Raw genomic sequence first — 15,376 nt, forward strand, 5'->3', positions numbered from 1 at the left:
ACAAAAAAGGCTCTTCCGCGCGGAAGAGCCTTTTTTATTCTGGGTGCGAGTCTGGCTAGTGTTTGCCTTTGCCGTGGCCATTACCATGCCCTTTTCCGTTGCTTTTGCCGTTACCATTCCCATTACCCTGGTAGTTGGCGCCGTTCACAATAACGGTCTGGCCGCCGCGCATTTTCTTGGCCTGGCCGGGAGGCATGCCGTGGGGGTGGCCTTTGTACTTGGTGCGGTATTCCTCGATGCGTACCCAGGGCTGGGCACCCACGTAGTCAACTACCACGGGGTGAAAGGTGCGTGGGTCGTAGCCAGCGTTTCGCACGCGGCTCCACCGGCCCTCGCGCTGCACCACGTATTGCCGGTCGCGCACGTCGTAGTAGCCATCCACTTCCGGAATGTAGTAATACTGGGTATTGGGACCCACAGCTGGACCCCAGGAGGGCGGCGTGATGTTGATATTGACCTGCGCCTGGGCCGTAGTGGTGTGCAGAGTCAGGGCAAACAGGCCCGCAGCGGCAATTTTGAGCAGTTTCATGATGCGGTGGGGGTAGAGAGTGGACGGAACCCGAGCGGAACCGGAATAGAACTATGCCTGGGTAACGCAAATACGAGGCCAAGCCCGTCCGGTTCAGCTTGGTCAGGTTGAAAACCGCTCTTCCAATTAATTTAGAAGCCACGGGACAATCCACCGCGGTCAGCTGTTATAGCTCCTCCGCCGGGCACCGCGCCGCCGGGACTCCCCAAGCCGCTAAGGGCTAAAACCACTGGCAAATAAGCTATTCGGGGTAGCCAAAGGGCCGCGTTTTGCGTACCTTTGCGGACTTATTCGATTCGCTTTGCATGGCTAAGAAAACGACTGCCTCCAGTACCGCTGTTCAATCACCCGCTGTAGTAGCGCCGCCGGCCCCCAGCCCCAGCGCGCCGCCGACGTGGAAGCACCCTTTATTGAGGTGTACGGGGCCCGGGAGCATAACCTGAAAAACGTGTCGGTCCAGATTCCGCGGGGCCAGCTGGTGGTGTTCACCGGTATTTCGGGCTCGGGCAAATCGTCGTTGGCTTTCGATACGATTTACGCCGAGGGCCAGCGGCGCTACATGGAAACGTTTTCGGCCTACGCCCGCTCCTTTATGGGCGGTCTGGAGCGCCCCGACGTGGATAAAATCGAAGGGTTGTCGCCGGTAATCAGCATCGAGCAGAAGACGACCTCGCGCAACCCCCGCTCCACGGTGGGCACCATCACCGAGATTTACGACTTTCTGCGCCTGCTCTACGCCCGCACGGCCGAGGCTTTCAGCTACGCCACCGGCCAGAAGATGATCCGGCAGAGCGACGAGCAGATTATCAACTACATCCTCAAGCACTTCGCCGACAAAAAGCTGGTGGTGCTGGCGCCGGTGGTAAAAGGCCGCAAAGGCCACTACCGGGAGCTGTTCCAGCAGATTGCCAAGCTGGGCTTTACCAAGGTGCGCGTCGATGGCGAGCTGCTCGACATCACGCCCAAGATGCAGGTGGACCGCTACAAAATCCACGACATCGAAATCGTCATCGACCGGCTCAAGGCTACCAAGGAAGACCGGTTCCGCCTTTCGGGCTCGGTGCAAAACTCCCTGACCCACGGCAAGGGCACCATGTTGGTCCTGGATTCGGACTCGGGCAAGACGCAGTTTTTCTCGCGCTTCCTGATGGACCCCACCACCGGCATTGCCTACGACGACCCGGCGCCCAACACATTCTCGTTCAACTCGCCCTACGGCGCCTGCCCCACCTGCAATGGCCTGGGCGAGGTGCAGGAGATTACCGAGGAAAGCGTGATGCCCGACAAGAAGCTGAGCGTCAGCCGCGGCGGCATCGCACCCCTGGGCGAGTACCGCGACATCTGGATTTTCCAGCAACTGAGCACCATTCTCAAGCGCCACAAAGCCAGCCTCTCCACGGCCCTCGACAAGCTGCCCGCCGATTTGCTCGAAAAGCTGCTCTACGGCATCGAGGAAGAGGAGGGTGCCGATCCCAAAAAGCCCGGCTACGTGGAGGCCTTCGAAGGTATTATCCCGTTTCTGCGCCGCCAAATGGATTCCGACTCGGAGAATATCCGGGCCTGGATTCAGGAGTATACCCAGGCCAAAGAATGCCCCGAGTGCCATGGCTACCGTCTCAAAAAGGAGTCCTTGCACTTCAAGATTGCCGATAAGAATATCGGCGAGCTGTCGGTGATGGACATTGCCCAGCTGGCTCAGTGGTTTGAAGGCCTGGAAGACCGGATTTCGGACCGTCAGAACCTGATTGCCCGGGAGCTACTCAAGGAAATTCGCAAGCGGATCGGCTTTTTGCTGGAAGTAGGCCTGGAGTACCTGAGTCTGCACCGCTCGGTCCGCACCTTGTCGGGTGGCGAGTCGCAGCGGATTCGCCTAGCCACCCAGATTGGCACCCAACTCGTGGGCGTGCTCTACATCATGGACGAGCCCAGCATCGGGCTGCACCAGCGCGACAACGAGCGGCTTATCAAGGCCCTGCAGCACCTGCGCGACATCGGCAATTCGGTGATTGTGGTGGAGCACGACAAGGACATGATTATGAATGCCGACTACGTGCTCGATATTGGCCCTGGGGCCGGTATTCACGGCGGCAGCATCGTGGCCCACGGCTCTCCGACGGAGATTTTCCAGTCGGGCAGCCTGACCTCGCAGTACCTGAGCGGACAGAAGCACATCGAGCTGCGACGCCAGAAGCGCAAGGGCGACGGGGGCCAGCTGGTGCTCAAAGGCGCTACTGGCCACAACCTCAAAAATGTGACGGCTAAATTCCCGCTGGGCAAGCTCATGGCCGTTACGGGCGTGTCGGGCTCGGGCAAGTCGTCGTTGATTCACGACACGCTCTACCCGATTCTCAACCAGCACTTCTTCAACGCCAAGCGCGACCCGCTGCCCTACCAGAGCATCGAGGGCCTGGAGCTGATCGACAAGGTAATTGAAGTCGACCAGTCGCCAATTGGCCGCACCCCGCGCTCCAACCCGGCTACCTACACCGGCGTGTTCACCGAAATCCGCAGCTTGTTTGCGTCTTTGCCCGAGGCCAAAATCCGGGGCTACGGACCGGGCCGCTTCTCCTTCAATGTGAAGGGTGGGCGCTGCGAAACCTGCGAGGGAGCTGGCATGCGGACCATTGAAATGAACTTCCTGCCCGACGTGCACGTGCCCTGCGAGTCCTGCAAAGGCCGGCGCTACAACCGTGAAACGCTGGAAGTGCGCTTCAAGGGCAAGAGCATCACCGACGTGCTCGACATGACGGTGGAGAAAGCCGTGGAATACTTCGAAAATCAGCCCAGGATTCTGCGCAAGATTCAGGTACTCAATGAAGTAGGTCTGGGCTACCTCACCCTAGGTCAGCAGGCTACGACGTTGTCGGGTGGTGAGGCCCAGCGCGTGAAGCTGGCTACGGAGCTCGGCAAGAAGGACACGGGCAAGACCTTCTACATCCTCGATGAGCCTACCACCGGCCTGCACTTCGAAGACATCAACCACCTTTCCGACGTGCTCCAGAAGCTGGTCGACAAGGGCAACACGGTGCTTATCATCGAGCACAATCTGGACCTGATTAAGGTGGCCGACCACATCATCGACCTTGGTCCGGAAGGTGGTGGGGCGGCGGTACCATCGTGGCCCAGGGCACGCCCGAGCAGGTGGCCAAGGTTAAAAAAGGCCACACCGCCCGCTTCCTGGCCGAGGAGTTGAAAGTCAGCAAGTACGCCGAGGAAAAGGCTGGCTAGTTGGCCGGTTCAGTCAATAAAAAGGGCTCCTGCATTGCCGCAGGAGCCCTTTTTTGTGTGAATAGCTACGCTGCCACTGCCTGATGCTTGGCCGCGTACTCGCGCTGCAGCCGGTGGTAGCGCCGGTTGTACAGCGCCATCAGCGGCCAGATGAGCACCGGCACGTTGCGGCTGACCCACCAGGGCGCAATGAATACCAGTAAAATACCAATCAAAAAGGCGGAGGGCGCAATCAGGGGGCGGACCAGGTCCAGGTCGGGGTGGCCAACAGATGCCGGGTTAATCAGGCCGTTCTTGGGGTTGCGCAGGTAGCTTTGCAACAGGCACTGCAGTAGGCCGGTCATGGCCACGCTGCCGCAGTAGAGTATAAACGGGGTGTTAATATTTGTGGTGTACTCGGTATAGAAAGCCGAAGTAAAGGGCATCAGCACGATGCTGAACAGGAAGAGAATGTTCAGCCATACCAGCTTGCCATTGTAGTGGTGCGCAAACCGAAAAATACGGTGGTGGGCCACCCAATAAATGGCAATGACGAAGAAGCCGATGATGAAGCCAACGAACTTCGGAATCAGATGCAACAGTCCTTCGATTGCCGCTTCCTCCGTCATGGCCCCGTGCACTTCCGGAACCTTGATTTCGATGATAAGCAGGGTAATGGCAATGGCGAAAACGGCGTCCGTGAAGAGAATCATTCGCTCCAGCTGAAACTCTTCCCGGTTGTCTTGCTCCAGGGGAGCATGCCCTCAGAATGACTCATATAGCAGATAAGAGCCGGAAACATGAACCGGCTGACCAAATATAGACCTTGCTCTATAAGCGGCCAACTCATTTGGCCACGAACCACCCATAATGCAAAAAGCCGTAGCGACTAACTCGCTACGGCTTTTATAAAGCTATTAGAAGGCAGGACCAACTACATTTTCATGTCGCTGTGCTGCTTCGACATATCCAGGTGGCTTTGCACCACTGGCGTCACTTTGCCGATGAAGCCCTGCAGATCAGCATCCTTGGTCATCTGCTGGTGGGCCTTAAGCGTGTTCAGGGTCTTCTGGTGGTCAATCACCATCTGGTCCATGAACTTGGTTTCGAATTCCTTGCCCGACAGTTTCTGCATCGTGGCCGCAATGGCCTTGTGCTCAGCGTCCATGTCGGTGGGCAGGGTCACCTTCTTTTTGGTGGCAATGGCCTTCAGGTCAGCCGTCGACTTGGTGTGGTCCTTAATCATCATGTTGGCGTGGTCCTTAGCCACACCCGTCACGCCTTTTTCGAGGGCCAGCTTGCTGAGCTGAATCTCATTCTGGTCGCTGTGGGCTGCCGACATCATGAACTCTGGGTCAGTGGAGTGAGGGGCCGTGTCGCCGGGCCGGGGCTGCCGTTCATGTCGGCTGGAGCCGTGCGGTTGGCCGCCGCGCTGCCCGCCTGCGTAGAGTCGCCGGGCATGCTGGTGCTGGAAGTGTCGCCGTTGGTGGCGTTATTCATGTAGTTGTCGCCGGCGTTGCCGCCTGCCTCTTCCGAGTTGGTATTCGTGTCGGAGGTGGTCGTAGCGCTGTCGTTGCTGCTGCAAGCACCCAGGGTGAGCAAGCTTGCGCACAGCAAGCTGAGAGGAATCCGTTTCATAGCAGGGTATTTTGGTTGGTAGAAAAAGGGGAACAGGGCAGTTTAGAAAGAGGGGCGGACCGTTACTCAGCAGCCGAGCTGTCGGTTGCAGCCGCGGCCGAGTCGCCGTTGGCCGTTACTGTAGCGCCGGCGTCGTTATCGATGACGGTAGCATCGGCTTGCACGCCGCCTTCATCAGCTGCTTTGTCCATGTCGCTTACGGCTTCGCCAGCCGTGCCGTCGGTGCGCTTGTCGGCGTTGTTGCAGCTGGAAAAAGATAACACGGCCCGAGGGCCAACAGAGAGAAAAAGCGGATTTTCATCGGTTTAGGTTGAATTAGTGAGTTAAAAATCAGGGGGTAGCGTTAGGGCAGGTCTTCCACCTGCTCGTTCAGCTCTTCGGCTTTCTCCAAGTGCTCTTTTAGCACGGGCGCATACTTGGCCGCAAAGCCACGAATGTCGCCGTCGTAGGCCTCTTCGCTCATGTCCTCAAAGTCGTCGACGTCGCTCTTGTGGTCCTTGACCATAGCGGCCATGTACTGCTTATCGAACTGCGTGCCGGTGAGGCCGGCCAGCTGGGAGTAAGTCTCTTGCTGCTCCTGGCCTAAGCTGGCGGGCAATACCAGGCCTTTGCGGTCGGCCAGAGCCTTAAGGGCGGTATTGGCCTCGGCGTGCTGCTCCACCATGTGCTGCCCAAAGGCCTTAATGGTAGGAGTAGTGCCCTTTTGCTGGGCCAGCTTGCCGAGCTCTACTTCCAGCATTCCGTCGCTGGCGGCCTTCACCACAAACTCGGCGTCGCGCTCCTGTTTTTCGGTCACGTTCTCGTCGCCGATGCGCTTTTCGTTCTGAAACTGGGCTTCCGCCACGGGGTCTTTCTGCCCAGCGTCGGGGAGCAAGCCGCCAGCAGCAGGGGCAAAGCCAAGGGTAGAATTCGACGGGGATAACGCATAAAAGCAATAGTGGTGAGTAGGAGCAGGAGCGCGGGTATTCCTATACGGCTGGCTTGCCGAGTGGTTCAGTTTGAAATAGTTCCGTGCTCTGAAAAAAAAGTTGTAGCTCGGTTAAACTTCTGGTTGAGCTGTGCTTCTAACCGCTACAAGACCAATAAGAACCCTACACTTCTAACCCCTCCCGCCCATGCCTACTGCTTCACTTCGCTTCCTTGGCCTTGCCGCCCTGACCAGCGGCCTGCTCTGCTTCACGGCCTGCACCAAAGACAAAGACGCCGCCCAGAAAACCTCGAATCGGCGGAAGACAATGGCAGCGCCGAGGACGAAAACGCCGCCATCGGCGACATTATCGAAGTCGGTACGCCCGACAATGAAAAGCTCTCCAACGGCCCTGTGCGGGAGCCGGCCGACCTGGTCCGGGTGTTGGGCCCTGCGCCACGCGCAGCTACAACGCCGAAACCCGCACCCTGACCATCGACTTCGGCCCCGCTAACTGCGTGTGCCCGAACGGCAAAACCCGCCGCGGTAAAATCATAGTGGTCTTTGGCGGCCCCTACCGCCTCAACGGGGTGGTACAGGCCGGCGCTACGGCCACCGTGCAGCTGGTCAACTACTTCGTCAACGACAAGCAGCACACCGGCACCCGCGTGTTTACCAGCCTGGGCAGCGGCTCTTTTACGCTCGACGTGCAAAACGCCAGCATCATTACCCCGGAAGGCACCCACAGCTGGACGTCGCAGCGCACCTATACCCGCACGGCCGGCTTTGGCACCGCCACAATTCAGGACGATACGTACCAGGTGAGCGGGCAGGCCAGCGGCACCAACCGCAAAGGCATAGGCTACACGGCCCAGATTCAGCAGCCGCTAACGAAGAATTTTGCCCTGGGCTGCGCCCGCCACTTCACGGCCGGCACCGTGAGCATCAGCAATTCCAAAGGTCAAGTTCTGCTGCTCAACTACGACCCCACGGGCTCGGCCGCCTGCGACAATATTGCCAGCGTAACGGTAAATGGCGTGACGCGCACAATTCGCCTGCGGTAACCGTCGTTAGGTCCCCAGTCTTAGCTGCCGCCATCGGCAGTATCAGCAAAAGCGGCCCGGTATCCGGGCCGCTTTTCTTTTTGTCAGAACAATGCTGAGTGTTCCGCTGAACTGAACCCGAAGCTTACTCGCCGCGGAAAGTGGGCTTGCGCTTTTCGGTGAAAGCCGCCACGCCTTCCCGGTAGTCCGCCGATTCGCCGGCTACTTGCTGGCAATCAGCTTCGTAATCCAGCATTTCGTTGAGTGTAGCGGTACCGGCCTTGTTGAGCATCTGCTTGATCAGGCCAATAGATTTGGTAGGGGCTGCGGCATAGCGGGCCGCCAACGTGGCCACCGCCGCGTCCAACTCGGCCGGCGCTACTACCTGGTTTACCAAACCCAGACGCAAGGCTTCGTCGGCCGTCACCTTCGAGCCCAGCGTGCATAGCTCAAAGGCCTTGAGCGTACCAACCAGGCGGGGCAAAAAGTAAGACGAGCCCGAATCGGGTACCAGACCGATGTTGATAAAAACCTCAATCAGAGAAGCTTCTGCTGAAGCAACCAGCACGTCGCAGGCCAGGGCCAGGGAGCAGCCGGCACCAGCCGCCACGCCGTTGAGCCTTCCGATGATGGGCTTGGGCAGGTTGCGCATAGCCCGGATAATGGGGTTGTAGCGCTTGTGCAGCGTCTCGGCAAAGGAAAAATCGGGCTCATCCTGCGTGGCCTTCAGGTCCTGCCCGAGCAGAATGCCCGGCCGGCCCCAGTCAGCACGACCACCCGCACCGAGTTGTCGTCGGTTACGCGCTGCAGCGCGTCCTGCAGCTCATAGCTCTGCGGATTGTTAAAGGCGTTGAACACCTCGGGGCGGTTCAGGGTAATGGTAGCAATGCCGTTCTGGACCTCGTAAAGCAGGCAGGTATACATGGGAAAGAGTTCGGGTGGAAAAAGAAAGGAAGCCGAAAAGTACGCCGTGGTCGGCAAATTCACTGGCCGCAGCCGCTACGCCTGGCCTTGCTCGGCCCGCAGCAGAGCTTCGGCCACAATCAAGTCCTCGGGCGTGGTGATTTTTAAATTGCGGTAGTCGCCGGGCACCATGTAAATGGGCTGTAGGTCTTCCACCACGCTGGCGTCGTCGGTAAAAGTGGGCAGTTCGGGCAGCTGGTAGGCCCGCCGCAATAAATTCAACTCGAAGCACTGCGGCGTCTGCACCAGGCGCAGCCGGCTGCGGTCCATGGCATAGGAGCCCTGCTGGGCCAGACCGCGCACCGAATCTTTGGGCGCCACCGCCGCTACGGCTGCCCCATGCTGAGCCGCCGCCGCAAACGTCTGTTCCAGTACCGCCGCCGATACCAGGGGCCGTACCCCGTCGTGCACCGCTACAATACCGGCCGGATACGGCTTCAGCGCGGCCAGCCCGTTGCGCACCGACGCCCAGCGGGTTTCGCCACCCGCCACCACCTGGTGCGGAATCGTCACCTGATGGTCCTGGCAGAGCTGCTCCCAGGTAGAAAACTGCTCGGCCGGCAGCACCACTACGCACTGCGCAATACCGACGGCGGGGTCCATAAAGCGGCGCAGGGTGTGCAGCAGCACCGGGGCCCCGAGTAGGTTCAGGAACTGCTTGGGCCGGTCGGCGCCCATGCGCGAGCCGCTGCCGCCCGCCACCAGGATGGCATAGCGCGGTGCGGCTGAGGAAGTGGGAGAAGCGGAGGTCGAAGTCATGCGGAGAAAAGCCCAAGAGCCGCCCGAAGGTACTTCTTTGTAAAAAGAAACGCCGGAGCCATTACGAGAATGACTCCGGCGCAACCGGTTTTGGGCAGACTTCGCGGGCTACAGAATCAGCATCGCGTCGCCGTAGGTGAAGAACTTGTACTTCTCCTTAATGGCGGTCTGGTAGGCTTCAATCAGGAACTCGTGACCGGCAAAGGCTGAGGCCATCATCATCAACGTGCTTTCGGGCATGTGGAAGTTGGTCAGCAGCGCGTTGGCAATCTTAAACTCGTGGGGGGGAAGATAAACTTGTCGGTCCAGCCCTGATTTTCCTTCAGACGGGCGTGGGCCGATACCGACGATTCCAGGGCGCGCATTGTGGTGGTTCCCACGGCGCACACGCGCTTTTTGGCGTCCAGGGCGCGGTTCACTACCACTGCCGACTCGGCCGGTACGATGAAGTTCTCCGAGTCCATCTTGTGCTTGGTCAGGTCTTCCACATCCACGGGGCGGAAGGTGCCCAGGCCCACGTGCAATGTCACGGGTACCACGTCTACACCTTTGATTTCCAGGCGCTTCATTACCTCGCGGGTGAAGTGCAGACCGGCCGAAGGAGCCGCTACGGCACCCTTATGCTTGGCGTAGATGGTCTGGTAACGCTCCTTGTCGGCGGGCTCCGCGTCGCGGGTAATAACCTCGCGGGGCAGGGGCGTTTCGCCCAGGTCGTTCAGGGCCTTATAGAACTCCTCATCGGAGCCATCGAACAGGAACTTGATGGTACGGCCGCGCGAAGTGGTGTTGTCGATTACCTCGGCCACCATGTCGCTTTCGCCAAAATACAGCTTGTTGCCCACCCGGATTTTACGAGCCGGATCGACCAGCACGTCCCAGAGGTGAATTTCCTTGTTCAGTTCGCGCAGCAGGAACACCTCGATTTTGGCGCCGGTCTTCTCCTTATTGCCGTACAGTCGAGCCGGGAATACTTGGGTATCATTCAGTACGAAGACGTCGCCATCGGTGAAGTACTCAATGATTTCCTTGAACACGCGATGCTCAATTTTGCCGCTGTCGCGGTGCAGAACCATCAAGCGCGATTCATCACGAGTTTTGGCCGGATGTTGCGCCAGCAGGCTTTCAGGCAAGTCAAATTTGAACTCGGACAGTTTCATGGGCTAACAAAGGCAATAGGAGGGGAATCTAACAAAATTTTGGGTTGGCAAAAGTACGTACAATGGCCGGATTAATCGTTACTTTTCGCCCGAAAAGGTGAGATGATGAATCCCTAAACCGGGGAGTATCTATTCTAGTTGCTAAAGCTCGCGCTATCAGCCCATCGAACCCGCTATTTCATCCTATCCTTATCTGTTCTGCATGAAAACGCTGCGCCTGACTCTGGAAAGCTTCCGCTTCGCGTGGCAAGCCCTTAAATCGAACCTGCTGCGCACCATTTTGTCGCTGCTGGGCGTCACGGTGGGCATTTTCGCCATCATTGCCGTGTTTGCCGTCGTCGACTCGCTGGAGGCCAACGTGCGCAAGAGCATGAGCTTCGTGGGCGACAAGGTAATTTACGTAGGCAAGTGGCCCTGGGCCTTCGGGGGCGAGTATCCGTGGTGGAAATACTTCAACCGGCCGGTGCCCACGGTGCGGGAATTCCGGGAGTTGCAGAAAAACCTGGGGCCTAACAATAAAGGCGTGGCTATTTTCGGGGCGGTGGGCGGCAGCGTGCTCAAGGCCGGCAACAACAGCGTGGCCGACTGCGCGCTGCAGGGCGTAAGCTTCGATTACCGCAAAGTGTCCGACGTGCCGATTGCCGAAGGCCGCTATTTCACGACCCAGGAAATAGATGCCTCCCGTAACGTGGCCATTATTGGCGCTACCATTGCCGAAAACCTGTTTCCGAATGGCAGTGCTATTGGGCAGGAATTCAGCGCCAAGGGCCGCAAGTTTGTCGTGGTCGGGGTGATGCAGAAGGAAGGCAAGAAGCTGCTCGATACGCCCAGCAACGACACCAACTGCCTGATTCCCTTCGGTATGTTCACCAAGATGTTTGCCCTGAACACTGGCGGCATGACCGGCGTGACACCCACTATTGCCGTGAAAGGCTCCGACGACGACCCGGGCCTGCTCGACCTGGAGTATGAGTTGCAGGGCGTAATGCGCAACATCCGGGGCCTCAAGCCGCGGCAGGAAGACAACTTCGCCCTGAACCGCCCCGAAATGCTGGCCAACGCCATTACCCAACTGTTTTCCATCATTGGTATTGCCGGCGCCGTTATCGGCTCGTTTGCCATGCTGGTGGGCGGCTTCGGCATTGCCAACATCATGTTCGTGTCGGTGAAGGAGCGCACCAATATTATTGGTATTCAGAAGTCGTTGGGTGCCAAGAACTTCTTTATTCTGTTCCAGTTTCTTTTCGAAGCCGTTTTTCTGTGCTTACTTGGCGGCGCGGCTGGCATATTTCTAGTGCTTCTCATCACGATGATACCCCAGGATTCGCTGCCGTTGTTCTTATCGGCGGGCAATATTGCGCTCGGGCTTACCGTGTCGGTGGTAATTGGGGTGTTGGCCGGAATTGTGCCGGCCGTCATGGCGTCTAATCTGGACCCGGTAGATGCCATCCGTTCAAAGTAAGCAGCCAAGCAGGGCATTCTAAAGCAACGGGTTAGGCTATTGTTAACAAATTGTTAACTTGCGCGCCCCAATTTTTAGTCGCCCTGTTTCCGCGGGGCGGCTTTCTTTTGCCCCACTCTTTTTAATTTTTTCACTAGCGGGTCAGCTGTACCGCTACGGGCAACGTCGTTGCCTCCGGCTGACCCTGCAATTCCCATGTGTAGCCATGACGAAACTCAAAAAAACCAGTCGGACCAAAGCTTCCGACGAAGCCCTGAATGCAGGCAGCGGGCAAACCATCGTTCAGCCCAACGTGAACGACAACAAAGTCAAGAGCATCAGCGACATCCGGGAGCAGACCCACGGGGAGCGCACGGTGCAGGTCGACGATGAGCAGCGCATCCGCCAGGCTTTCGTGGATAAAGACTGGAACGAAATCAAGATTGCCGACTCCTGGCAGATCTTCAAGGTGATGGCCGAGTTCGTGGAGGGCTTCGAGAAGATGTCTAAGATTGGTCCTTGCGTTTCGATTTTCGGCTCGGCCCGTACCAAGCCCGACAACCCTTACTACCAGATGGCCGAGGAAATTGCGGCCAAGCTGGTGCGCCACGGCTACGGCGTTATCACGGGTGGTGGTCCTGGCATCATGGAGGCCGGCAACAAGGGGGCCCGCTCCGAGGGTGGCAAGTCGGTCGGCCTGAACATTGAGCTGCCCTTCGAGCAGTTCAACAACGTCTACATCGACCCCGACAAACTTATCAACTTCGACTACTTCTTCGTACGAAAGGTGATGTTCGTCAAGTACGCCCAGGGCTTCATCGGCATGCCCGGCGGCTTTGGCACCCTCGACGAGCTGTTCGAGGCTATTACCCTGATTCAAACCAAGAAAATCGGCCGTTTCCCCATCGTGCTGGTGGGTACCAAGTACTGGAAAGGCATGTTCGAATGGATTCAGCAGGCTATGCTGGAAGACGAGCACAACATCTCGCCCGAGGACATGGATCTGGTGCAGCTCGTGGACGATGCAGCCTCAGCTGTGAAAATCATCGACGATTTCTATTCTAAGTACCTGCTGTCGCCCAACTTTTAGGCTTGCAGCGCTACCACAAGAAAAGCCGGACCCAGGTCCGGCTTTTTTTATGCCCGCTTAGCTTGATTTGCTGTCATTGCGCAGGGAATAATGAAGCGAAGGGCGGTCGTGCGGCAACAAATTGGGGGGCGGCTGCTTTCTTTACTACGTGAAGCCAGACTATGACTACTTACTTGCCGGGGGTGGGGCCGCGGGCCTGAGCCTGGCTTACCACATTAGTCGGGAGCCCCGGCTGCGTGACCAGCGCGTGGTGCTGATCGAGCCCGAGGCCAAAGACCAGAACGACCGAACCTGGTCATTCTGGACCGACGAGCCCACCCTGTTCGACTCCATTGTGGCGCACGAGTGGCGGCAGCTGGCTTTCCGGAGCCCCACGTTTGAGCGGGTGTTTGAGCTGCAGCGCTACCGCTACAAGATGATCCGGGGGCTGGATTTCTACCAGTTTGTGCGGGCCGAGCTGGCGCAGAATCCGCAGTTTACCTTTGTGCGGGCCACCGTCGAAACCCTGACCAATACGGAGCAAGGCATTACGGCTACCACCACGGCCGGCTCTTTCAAGGCGCGCTTCGCCTTCGATAGCCGGCCGCCGCAGCTGGCGAAGCGGCCCGAGAAGCACCGCTACCTGCTGCAGCATTTTGTGGGCTGGGAGGTGGAAACGGAGCACGACGTTTTTGACCCGGCCACGGCCGAGTTCATGGATTTTCGGGGCCCGCAACACCAAGAGGCACGGTTTATTTACGTGCTGCCCTTCAGCCCCGCAAGGCGCTGGTCGAATACACCCTGTTTTCGGAAGAGCTCCTGCCCAAGGCCGAGTATGAAGCCGCTATAAACGAATATTTGCGCACCACGCTGGAACTTAACTCCTACCGGATTCTGAGTGAGGAAGTCGGGGCCATTCCGATGACTGACCACCCGCTGCCCGACCGGGACGGCGCTCATATTATCAACCTCGGTACCCGGGCCGGCCGGGCCAAGCCGAGTACAGGCTACGCTTTCAAGCGAATCCAGGGGCACAGCAGCCGGCTGGTGCAGGCCCTGGCGACCACAGGAAAGCCGCCCGGGAACCCGACCGGAGACAAGCCCCAATTTCACCTTTTCGACACCCTGCTGCTCGACATTATGAAGCGCCGCGGCGAAACGACCCGCGACATTTTCACGGAGCTGTTTCAGCGCAACCCGGTCGAAAGAATTCTGAGCTTCCTGGATGAGCGCACCGGGTGGCCCGACAATTTCCGCATTATGAATTCGGTAACGCCCTGGCCATTTCTGCAATCTATCAGGCACGTGCTGCGCGGCCGGCCGGGAAGAGGTAATTCTGGCTAATAAACCTGTGTCATTGCGAGCTTGCGAAGCAATCCGTCCTCTGAACTGTGCTGAGCATTCTGAAGTGAAAAGCCTTTTCTCGTAACCAACGGGAAAGGGCTTTCTGGTAAAGGGGTGTTGGTCACTAGCAGAGGACGGATTGCTTCGCGCTGCTCGCAATGACACTGTTTTATTCCCTGACCAGGAGGCTTTCTTCACTCTCCAGAAAAGCCCGCTCGGCCTGCACGGTAGCGGCCGATAGAGGCTGTAGCTGGGGCTCGGGCGGGAAAGGTTGAGCAGGTAGCCGGGCAGAACGGAGAGGTTGTCGAGGTCGTGGGTGATGCAGAGAATGGTCTTGTGGCCTACCGTGACCCACTCGTGGAGCAGGTCGAAGATGCGGCGGCGGTAGTACACGTCGAGCTGCTGGGTGGGCTCGTCGAGCAGATAGAGGCCCGCGTCCTGCAGGGCCAGCTGGGCCAGCCACACCAGCTGCTGTTCGCCGCCGGAAAGCTGGGTGAAGTCGCGGCGGGAAAGGTGAGCGGCGCCTACGCGCTGCAGGGCAGCCTCGGCCAGGGCGTAGTCCTGAGTGGTATAGGAGCTCAGGAAGCTGTGGTGGCGGAAGCGGCCCATGACTACCAACTCCCGCACCTCGATGGGGAAGCCCACGGAGCTGCGCTGGGGCAGATGGGCCAGCAAGCCGGTGGCTGAGGGGCGGCGCACCGTGCGCAAGTTTTGTCCGCCCACCCGAACGGTACCCTGGTAGGCAATCTGGCCCGTCAGAGCCCTAAATAGGGTGGTTTTACCGCAGCCATTGTGCCCGATGATGGCCACGAAAGTCGGCTCGGGCAGGCATAAAAAAAGGTTGCGGAGCAGAACGCGCTGTTCATACCCCGCAACCAAATTTTCAATCGTTAGAACTGAGAACTGAGACATCAGAACGGAGAAGTAGTCTAGGTTCTAGAAGCTGAGTTCTAAGCTCCGGGCTTTTAGTATTCGTCCTCGTTGAACATGAAGTCTTCCTTGGTCGGGTAGTCCGGCCACACTTCTTCGATGTTCTCGTAAGGTTGGCCATCATCTTCCAGGGCCTGCAGGTTCTCTACTACTTCCATCGGGGCGCCCGAGCGGATAGAGTAGTCAATGAGTTCATCCTTGGTGGCAGGCCAGGGGCATCTTCCAGATACGAAGCCAGTTCGAGGGTCCAATACATAGTCGTGTGTGCTACAAAAAAAGGTTGGCAAAAGTAGTGTTAAAAAGGAATCAGTGAGCCGCCTACTTGCATGACACGGCCCGGGGTAGATGGTTGCTTCAGCAGGACAACGTAAAATACCGCTGAATGTTGG

At 58.3% G+C, this 15,376-nt stretch carries 10 protein-coding genes and 6 pseudogenes; 5 read left to right on the forward strand and 11 right to left on the reverse strand.

Going from position 1 to position 15,376, the window contains the following annotated elements:
* Nucleotides 1-55: 55 nt before the first annotated feature.
* Entirely contained in the window at nucleotides 56-529 is a 474-nt protein-coding gene (locus MUN79_RS06245) for a hypothetical protein (RefSeq protein WP_244676884.1), read from the reverse strand.
* A 394-nt stretch (nucleotides 530-923) separates the two neighbouring features.
* On the opposite strand from MUN79_RS06245, the pseudogene uvrA reads away from it, so the two are divergent.
* Nucleotides 924-3,757: pseudogene (gene uvrA, locus MUN79_RS06250) on the forward strand (excinuclease ABC subunit UvrA).
* A 65-nt stretch (nucleotides 3,758-3,822) separates the two neighbouring features.
* Here uvrA and MUN79_RS06255 read toward each other — a convergent pair.
* From MUN79_RS06255 to MUN79_RS06275, 5 genes are all read right to left on the reverse strand, one after another.
* Nucleotides 3,823-4,449 carry a TMEM175 family protein gene (locus MUN79_RS06255; protein WP_244676885.1) on the reverse strand — a complete coding sequence of 209 codons (627 nt, stop codon included), beginning with the start codon at nucleotides 4,447-4,449 and terminating at the stop codon, nucleotides 3,823-3,825.
* A gap of 221 nt (nucleotides 4,450-4,670) precedes the next feature.
* Nucleotides 4,671-5,081 carry a DUF4142 domain-containing protein gene (locus MUN79_RS06260; protein WP_244676886.1) on the reverse strand — a complete coding sequence of 137 codons (411 nt, stop codon included), beginning with the start codon at nucleotides 5,079-5,081 and terminating at the stop codon, nucleotides 4,671-4,673.
* Nucleotides 5,078-5,374 (reverse strand): hypothetical protein, encoded by a 297-nt coding sequence (locus MUN79_RS06265; RefSeq protein WP_244676887.1) that lies wholly within the window; start codon nucleotides 5,372-5,374, stop codon nucleotides 5,078-5,080. Before MUN79_RS06265 ends, MUN79_RS06260 begins: the two co-directional genes overlap by 4 nt.
* 62 nt (nucleotides 5,375-5,436) lie before the next feature.
* Nucleotides 5,437-5,637 carry a hypothetical protein gene (locus MUN79_RS06270; protein ID WP_244676888.1) on the reverse strand — a complete coding sequence of 67 codons (201 nt, stop codon included), beginning with the start codon at nucleotides 5,635-5,637 and terminating at the stop codon, nucleotides 5,437-5,439.
* Nucleotides 5,638-5,717: 80 nt separating this feature from the next.
* Nucleotides 5,718-6,248: a DUF4142 domain-containing protein gene (locus tag MUN79_RS06275; protein WP_244676889.1), complete on the reverse strand. Its 531-nt coding sequence runs from the start codon at nucleotides 6,246-6,248 to the stop codon at nucleotides 5,718-5,720.
* A 551-nt stretch (nucleotides 6,249-6,799) separates the two neighbouring features.
* Between MUN79_RS06275 and MUN79_RS06280 the strand changes: the two genes are divergently transcribed.
* Nucleotides 6,800-7,345 carry a hypothetical protein gene (locus MUN79_RS06280; RefSeq protein WP_244676890.1) on the forward strand — a complete coding sequence of 182 codons (546 nt, stop codon included), beginning with the start codon at nucleotides 6,800-6,802 and terminating at the stop codon, nucleotides 7,343-7,345.
* Between the two features lie 124 nt (nucleotides 7,346-7,469).
* Here MUN79_RS06280 and MUN79_RS06285 read toward each other — a convergent pair.
* From MUN79_RS06285 to queA, 3 genes and pseudogenes are all read right to left on the reverse strand, one after another.
* Nucleotides 7,470-8,248 (reverse strand): annotated as a pseudogene (locus MUN79_RS06285) (enoyl-CoA hydratase-related protein).
* A gap of 75 nt (nucleotides 8,249-8,323) precedes the next feature.
* Nucleotides 8,324-9,046 (reverse strand): 2-C-methyl-D-erythritol 4-phosphate cytidylyltransferase, encoded by a 723-nt coding sequence (locus tag MUN79_RS06290; protein WP_244676891.1) that lies wholly within the window; start codon nucleotides 9,044-9,046, stop codon nucleotides 8,324-8,326.
* 108 nt (nucleotides 9,047-9,154) lie between these two features.
* Nucleotides 9,155-10,203: pseudogene (gene queA / locus MUN79_RS06295) on the reverse strand (tRNA preQ1(34) S-adenosylmethionine ribosyltransferase-isomerase QueA).
* Nucleotides 10,204-10,405: 202 nt separating this feature from the next.
* Here queA and MUN79_RS06300 point away from each other — a divergent pair.
* The 3 genes and pseudogenes from MUN79_RS06300 to MUN79_RS06310 all read left to right on the forward strand — a co-directional run bounded on the left by MUN79_RS06300 (nucleotide 10,406) and on the right by MUN79_RS06310 (nucleotide 14,057).
* Nucleotides 10,406-11,665 (forward strand): ABC transporter permease, encoded by a 1,260-nt coding sequence (locus MUN79_RS06300; protein WP_244676892.1) that lies wholly within the window; start codon nucleotides 10,406-10,408, stop codon nucleotides 11,663-11,665.
* A gap of 205 nt (nucleotides 11,666-11,870) precedes the next feature.
* On the forward strand, nucleotides 11,871-12,734 hold the full coding sequence (locus MUN79_RS06305; RefSeq protein WP_244676893.1) for an LOG family protein: 864 nt from the start codon (nucleotides 11,871-11,873) through the stop codon (nucleotides 12,732-12,734).
* Nucleotides 12,735-12,882: 148 nt separating this feature from the next.
* Nucleotides 12,883-14,057: pseudogene (locus MUN79_RS06310) on the forward strand (lycopene cyclase family protein).
* Between the two features lie 462 nt (nucleotides 14,058-14,519).
* Here the strand turns inward: MUN79_RS06310 and MUN79_RS06315 are convergent.
* Both MUN79_RS06315 and MUN79_RS06320 read right to left on the reverse strand, forming a co-directional pair.
* Nucleotides 14,520-14,969: pseudogene (locus MUN79_RS06315) on the reverse strand (ABC transporter ATP-binding protein); the annotation flags it as partial.
* 53 nt (nucleotides 14,970-15,022) lie between these two features.
* Nucleotides 15,023-15,243: pseudogene (locus tag MUN79_RS06320) on the reverse strand (DUF2795 domain-containing protein).
* Nucleotides 15,244-15,376: the final 133 nt, after the last annotated feature.

Origin of the sequence: Hymenobacter cellulosilyticus (genome assembly GCF_022919215.1) — a bacterium.
In the GTDB taxonomy this organism is placed as follows: Bacteria; Bacteroidota; Bacteroidia; order Cytophagales; family Hymenobacteraceae; genus Hymenobacter; species Hymenobacter cellulosilyticus.

Bases quoted from the DNA above. Each gene is read 5' to 3' on its own strand.
- MUN79_RS06290 (WP_244676891.1), bottom strand. From the start codon at position 9,046: ATGACTTCGACCTCCGCTTCTCCCACTTCCTCAGCCGCACCGCGCTAT.
- MUN79_RS06265 (WP_244676887.1), bottom strand. From the start codon at position 5,374: ATGAAACGGATTCCTCTCAGCTTGCTGTGCGCAAGCTTGCTCACCCTG.
- MUN79_RS06255 (WP_244676885.1), bottom strand. From the start codon at position 4,449: ATGATTCTCTTCACGGACGCCGTTTTCGCCATTGCCATTACCCTGCTT.
- MUN79_RS06260 (WP_244676886.1), bottom strand. From the start codon at position 5,081: ATGATGTCGGCAGCCCACAGCGACCAGAATGAGATTCAGCTCAGCAAG.
- MUN79_RS06300 (WP_244676892.1), top strand. From the start codon at position 10,406: ATGAAAACGCTGCGCCTGACTCTGGAAAGCTTCCGCTTCGCGTGGCAA.
- MUN79_RS06245 (WP_244676884.1), bottom strand. From the start codon at position 529: ATGAAACTGCTCAAAATTGCCGCTGCGGGCCTGTTTGCCCTGACTCTG.
- MUN79_RS06305 (WP_244676893.1), top strand. From the start codon at position 11,871: ATGACGAAACTCAAAAAAACCAGTCGGACCAAAGCTTCCGACGAAGCC.